We start from the raw sequence: 5544 nt of genomic DNA, 5'->3' as shown, positions 1-5544 counted from the left end.
AATCCGGTTTTCGCCCCTGGAATAGCCGCTGAGATATACGCCGGTAGAGACGGTCCATGTCCGGACGGTTTCGCTGATTTCATCAGCTGCCACATCAAATACCGCCTGAGAGTTGCGGGAGATTCTCAGAGTGCGAAGGGTTTGCAGACGCTCCTGCTCCTGCTGCCGTGCCTGCTGCGCTGCATTTTTTTCTGCTGCGCGGCGGTGCAAAAGATTTTGTATCTGTGTTTGCAGCGCGGAATCTTTGAGCGTCAAATAATCTGCGAATGCATCCGGATATAAGAATTTCTTGTCTCCATCGGCAAAGCAAACGGTCAGAATGTTGCCTTTGCAGCCTGTTACAACACCCTTTCCAAAGGTTGTATGGCGAAGTGCCCGTCCAATTAACTCCATCGTGCTGCTCCTTTCCTGTATGGGGTCATTGCGCATACCGGCATCATGATTCGCCGGCCTGCTGCTCATCCATGCGCTTTTTATCGTTGATGCGCAGTACCATGCTGTCGGCTTCAATTTGCAGGTCAACATGGCCGTCACGGAATTCGGGAATATCTGAAACGGTCAGAACGGTTCCGGCAGGCATGCCCTGCAGGTCAATGGTGACCGTGTCAATCATGTCTCCGGGCAGCGAAGAAAACGGAACTTCAAAGAGCATTTGTTCCAGAACGCCCGGTACGATATCCTCATTTTTCAGCAAAATGTGCGCGACGCTGTTGACCTTCTGGTTCATTTGCAATGCCTGGAACTGAATGTGCGCAATTTTGCTGTCGGCAAAGTTTCTGGTTTTTTCCTTGATCTGTACCGGAATCAATTTGCCGTCCAGCTCCAGCTGCACCCTGCTGCCCTCGCGTTTTTCGCGCAGAAGCTGTTCGGCTGCCGCCTGTGTCATTTGGATGTGGAGGGACTCCGGCAAACCGCCGCCATATACACAGCAGGGAACCAGACCAGCCTGCCGCAGCCGTTTTGCCCTGGTTTGTAAATCCCGCTGTTCCACTTTGATGATGTCCATTGTGATCCTCCTCTATCAGATTTGTTATTTATTCTGTAATCGCAATGTGCGAATACGGACGGATAATAAAAAAGAAGAACTCCTGCCTGGCTGAACAGCCGGTGCGCAAAAGCCCTTCTTAAAAAGACGGTTCTTTTTGAAAGAAAACCGCCGCATATATAGAAAAGAAGGACTTTCCATATAACGCCAATCAGCGCAATACCAAAAGCCCTTCTTGAAAAGACGGTTCTTTTTCTTCTGTTTTATTTAGTATACCATAGTTTATGAAAAAAAGCAACAGTAATGCAGAAAGATACAGCAGAGCGCGGCTGCCGCGCCCTGCTGCATAGTAAAAAGTTGATTTGAAAGGCAAATGAGTTATTCTGCCGCCGCAACATGTTTGGTGACCAGCACATCGCTGTCCAGCCCGCAGACATGGTGCAGCGCGATGGTGCCGGCCTTGACAGGCGCGGTTAACACGATTTTGCGAATCTCTTCCATTACAGGAAAAATCATCTCTTTTGGGATGGGGGCCGTCAACCGGACGCTGGCAAGCGGCAGCACGCCGCCGCGCACCAGAACCGAACTGGCGATGGTACGGCACGGTGCGGTCAGTTCCTGGCGGACATATTCCTCGCCGCGCGGACAGGTGTGCCCTGTGATGGAGCAGATGCTGCCATTTTCCAGCTCTGCCTCAATTTCGCAGCCATTGGGGCAGATGATGCAGGTATATTGCTTTTTCATTCGACCGACACCTCCAATACGCCTGTGTCTTTGAGACGGTCCGCAGAAACGCGGAACTGAATCATTTCGGCAGGGATGGCCTTTTTCATTTTGCAGGACGCGACTTCCTCGCCGTTTTGCCGTACAACGATGCGGCAGTTGCGATAGTGGCCGCGCACACGCAGCGACAGCAGGAAATCGTTTTTGCCGCTGATGCGCTGCGGAACCGTATGGCCTATGCCGGTGCCGCTGCGCACTTCCAGCGGGCAAGGGGAGAGGGCCTGCCCCGCGGCATATGCGGCGGCATGACGTGCCAGCGCTTCCGCTTCAAGAGAGACAAAGTCGACCAGATCATGTACATGCAGCACATTGCCGGCAGAGAATACGCCGGGGATGCTGGTTTGCAGATACTCGTCCACGACCGCCCCGTTGGTGTGTGGATCAATTGCGATGCCGGCATCCTCCAGCAGATTGTTTTCGGGAATCAGACCGGCCGAAAGGATCAGCGTATCGCAGGGATACTCTTTTTCCGTGCCGGGAATGGGGCGCAGATTTTCGTCGACCGCTGAGATGGTCACGCCGGTCAGGCGTGAGCGCCCGTGAATGCCCGTAACGGTATGGCTCAGGTGAAGCGGAATATTATAGTCATCCAGACACTGCACGATGTTGCGCGGAAGACCGGAAGGATGGGGCATCAGCTCAAATACGGCATGGACGTGCGCCCCTTCCAGCGTCAGACGGCGCGCCATAATCATGCCGATATCGCCCGAACCGAGGATGACGACCTCTTTGCCCGGCATGCGATTATAGAGGTTCATATAGGCCTGTGCGGCGCCGGCGGTGAATACGCCGGCGGGACGTTCACCCGGGATGCCCAGTGCGCCGCGGCTGCGCTCTTTGCAGCCCATAGCCAGCACAACCGCCCGTGCGCTGTACTGCCGCAGTCCGCTTCGGGTGGAGACGGTTATCTGACGGTCGGGCGTCAGGCGCAGTACGGCGGCGCTGGTTTCATAGGGGATTTGGCGCTTTTCCACTTCGTCTATAAATGCCTGCGCATACTCGGGGCCGGACAGGCTCTGCCCAAAACGGCTCAGACCAAACCCATCGTGGATGCACTGGCGAAGAATGCCGCCAAGCGCGGGCTCGCGTTCCAGAATAACCATGTCGCGTACACCCTGTTTATGCAGTTCGACTGCCGCGGCAAGCCCGGCGGGACCGCCGCCGATGATGACAACATCTTTCTGTTCCATGGTTCAGTTTTCCTCCTTCCGCATGTCTCCGCGCAGCACCCAGGAGCCCTGGCGGCTGTAGCGCACATCGGCAGACGCAAAGCCGCGCTCCTGCTCGATCAGCTGCTCTATTTTCATTTGGCAGAAACCGCCCTGGCAGCCGCCCATCATCGCGCGGGTACGGTATTTGATGCCTGTCATGGTGCAGACGCCCAGCGGATTGCGGATGGCCTGCAAAATTTCGGCACGGGTCACCTGCTCGCAGCTGCATATGATTTCACCGTAATCAGGGTCGCGGGCGATGAGTGCGTCCTGCTGCTCGGGGGTGCAGTCTGCAAAGCGGACGATGCCCTTGTGATAAGGGTCAAAAGCAGGATTTTCTGCGAAGCGCTCGCGTTCCTGCATCATGGCGACGACGTGCTGTGCCAGCGGTACGGAACCGGTGAGTCCGGGGGATTCGATACCGATAAGATTGACCGCGCAGGGCGCGATATCGTCACGGATTTCGACCTTCCAGTCCTGAATTGCTCCGTTTTCGTCCACCCATTTGGGCTGGATGCCGGCAAAAGTGCGAATCTGATCTTTTTTGTGGATGTGCGGCCAGAGTTTGGCGCCCTCCACGGCCAGACTGTCGATATTTTTCTGCGGTACGCGGTAATCGTCCACCACGTCCGTGTTTTCCGCGTCCGGACCGACGGTTACATTGCCGTCCACCGTTGGGGTGATATGGATGCCCATATAAGTGTTGCTGGGCACGGGATAGACCGGCATCGGCAGCAGCTTGCCCATCCGTTTGTGCAGAATGATATAGTTGCTGCGGGAACCGATGACGCGATAGCCGGTCAGTCCCAGCATATCGGAGATTTTCTGTGCGCCCAGACCTGCCGCATTGACGACCCAGCGGGTGCGGAAATCACCGTGCGCGGTATGCAGTATGTAGCCGTCATCCACCCGCGTAATACCGGTTACTGCGTGGTCAAAGAAATAGTCCGCGCCGTTGGCGTGGGCGTTTTCGGCCAGCGCCACGGTATAGAGGAACGGGTCCATGATGCCGCTGCTGCGGGACCACATGGCAAATTTGCCCACAACAGCCGGAACCAGCTCATGCAGCTTTTTCTCGTCCACCATCTCCAGACCGGTGCAGCCGTTGACCGCGCCCTGCTGCATCGTGCGCTCAAGCTGCGCACGGTCTTCCGGCGTATTGCCTACCAGCACTTTTCCGCACCGGCGGAATGGGAAATTGAGTTCAGCGGCAAGCTGGTCCATGATCTTGTTGCCCTGCACACAGCATTTGGCTTTCAGGCTGCCGATTGGATTGGCAAAACCGCCATGCACCACCGCGGAATTTCGCCCGCTGGCTTCACAGCAGACATCCAGATTTTTTTCCAGTACGGCAATGCGGAGCCGGTAGCGGCAAAGTTCGCGCGCAATGGCGCTGCCGACGACGCCTGCGCCGATAATAGCCACATCATATTGTTTCTGCAAGTTGGTCACCCTTTCAAAATGAAATATATTTCATTGATATTAATATATAACAAGGAAGAAAGAATGTCAAGAAAAGAATATAAAAAAGCCGTGGCATGAAAACATGACACGGCAAAAGGGCTATTTGAAATAATGGGGGAAAGATTTCCGGATGGCAGAGATGTTTTCGGTGTATCGCTGCATATGCTGACCGGCAACAGCGCGTGCAGCGGCCTTGTCTTTTTGCTCAATTGCCCGAAGCAGGTCAATATGATCCTGCAGGATTGCGCTTGCAGGACGGCAGCGAAAGCTTAAAACGGTGGTGCGGTCAAAGTGCGGAGAAAGCTGCTCAACCAGTTCGTACCAGTAAGGACGGCCGCACTGGCAATACAGCAGCTGGTGAAACGCCTTATCGAGAGAAAAAATCTTGTCTTCCTGCGCACGGCTGATATAGAGCTGCCAGAGCGCAACGTTTTCCCAAAGGCGGTCTATATCTGCCTGGGACAGCTTTTCGCAGGCCATTTCGGCCAGTTCGGTTTCCAGCACTGCGCGCAGGTGACGGACCTCTTCAACGAGCTCCGCGTCAATGAAGGAGACATAGGTTCCGATTTTTGGGCGAATTTCAATCAGCCGCCGCTGCGCCAGATCCAGTTCCGCTTCGCGAAAAGGCGTGCGGCTGACCCCCAGAGCCTGACAGAGTTCAGGCTCATTCAGCTTTTCGCCAGGCAGAAGGTGGGTGTTGATAATGTTGTCAATCAAGACGCGCAGAACGAATTTTTTGGCGGATTCGCGTTCTCTGCGTTCGGAAATCGTAATCATCAGGATGCTCCTTTTTGGGATGCTGTTGTTTGCATTATACGACAGGGGGGAGGGCTTTGTCAAATCACGGCAGACAGAACAAGGGCGGCCGAATCATCGGCCGCCCTTGCGGGGGTAAAGGGAGTTATCCCGTTACTTTACAATATTCTCGCAGAAGCGCATCAGAATGGTAGCAACTTCCGCGCGGGTTGCGCTGCCCTTGGGCACCAGCGTTACCGAAGTCTTGCCCGTAATCAGGCCTTCCGCATTCGCCCACTGCATTGCATTGGTGGCATAAGCGCTGACCTCGACGCCGTCCTTGTATTCGTCCAGCTTGGCGGTCTT

6 protein-coding genes and 1 pseudogene are annotated in these 5544 nt (G+C 55.1%); all 7 read right to left on the bottom strand.

What is annotated here, in order from left to right:
- Nucleotides 1-393: pseudogene (locus ACOYIE_RS08950) on the bottom strand (hypothetical protein); the annotation flags it as partial.
- Nucleotides 394-436: 43 nt separating this feature from the next.
- Complete coding sequence (locus ACOYIE_RS08945; RefSeq protein WP_433412459.1) at nucleotides 437-1006, bottom strand: 50S ribosomal protein L25/general stress protein Ctc; 570 nt, start codon at nucleotides 1004-1006, stop codon at nucleotides 437-439.
- A gap of 357 nt (nucleotides 1007-1363) precedes the next feature.
- Entirely contained in the window at nucleotides 1364-1729 is a 366-nt protein-coding gene (locus ACOYIE_RS08940; RefSeq protein ID WP_433412457.1) for a DUF1667 domain-containing protein, read from the bottom strand.
- Nucleotides 1726-2958, bottom strand: a complete 1233-nt coding sequence (locus ACOYIE_RS08935) for an NAD(P)/FAD-dependent oxidoreductase (RefSeq protein WP_433412455.1) — start codon at nucleotides 2956-2958, stop codon at nucleotides 1726-1728. The genes ACOYIE_RS08940 and ACOYIE_RS08935 overlap by 4 nt, the downstream gene beginning before the upstream one ends.
- Nucleotides 2959-2961: 3 nt before the next feature.
- Entirely contained in the window at nucleotides 2962-4404 is a 1443-nt protein-coding gene (locus tag ACOYIE_RS08930) for an NAD(P)/FAD-dependent oxidoreductase (RefSeq protein ID WP_433412453.1), read from the bottom strand.
- A 138-nt stretch (nucleotides 4405-4542) separates the two neighbouring features.
- Nucleotides 4543-5220, bottom strand: a complete 678-nt coding sequence (locus tag ACOYIE_RS08925; RefSeq protein ID WP_433412451.1) for a GntR family transcriptional regulator — start codon at nucleotides 5218-5220, stop codon at nucleotides 4543-4545.
- Nucleotides 5221-5352: 132 nt separating this feature from the next.
- On the bottom strand, nucleotides 5353-5544 hold a 192-nt coding region (locus ACOYIE_RS08920), incomplete at its 5' end, for an S-layer homology domain-containing protein (protein ID WP_433412449.1).

It is taken from the genome of Agathobaculum sp. (assembly GCF_050946325.1).
Lineage (GTDB): Bacteria > Bacillota > Clostridia > Oscillospirales > Butyricicoccaceae > Agathobaculum.
The sequence above is the reverse complement of the archived record's forward strand: the minus strand, read 5'-3'. Positions and strand labels throughout refer to the sequence as shown.

Bases quoted from the DNA above. Each gene is read 5' to 3' on its own strand.
- ACOYIE_RS08945 (WP_433412459.1), bottom strand. From the start codon at position 1,006: ATGGACATCATCAAAGTGGAACAGCGGGATTTACAAACCAGGGCAAAA.
- ACOYIE_RS08940 (WP_433412457.1), bottom strand. From the start codon at position 1,729: ATGAAAAAGCAATATACCTGCATCATCTGCCCCAATGGCTGCGAAATT.
- ACOYIE_RS08935 (WP_433412455.1), bottom strand. From the start codon at position 2,958: ATGGAACAGAAAGATGTTGTCATCATCGGCGGCGGTCCCGCCGGGCTT.
- ACOYIE_RS08925 (WP_433412451.1), bottom strand. From the start codon at position 5,220: ATGATTACGATTTCCGAACGCAGAGAACGCGAATCCGCCAAAAAATTC.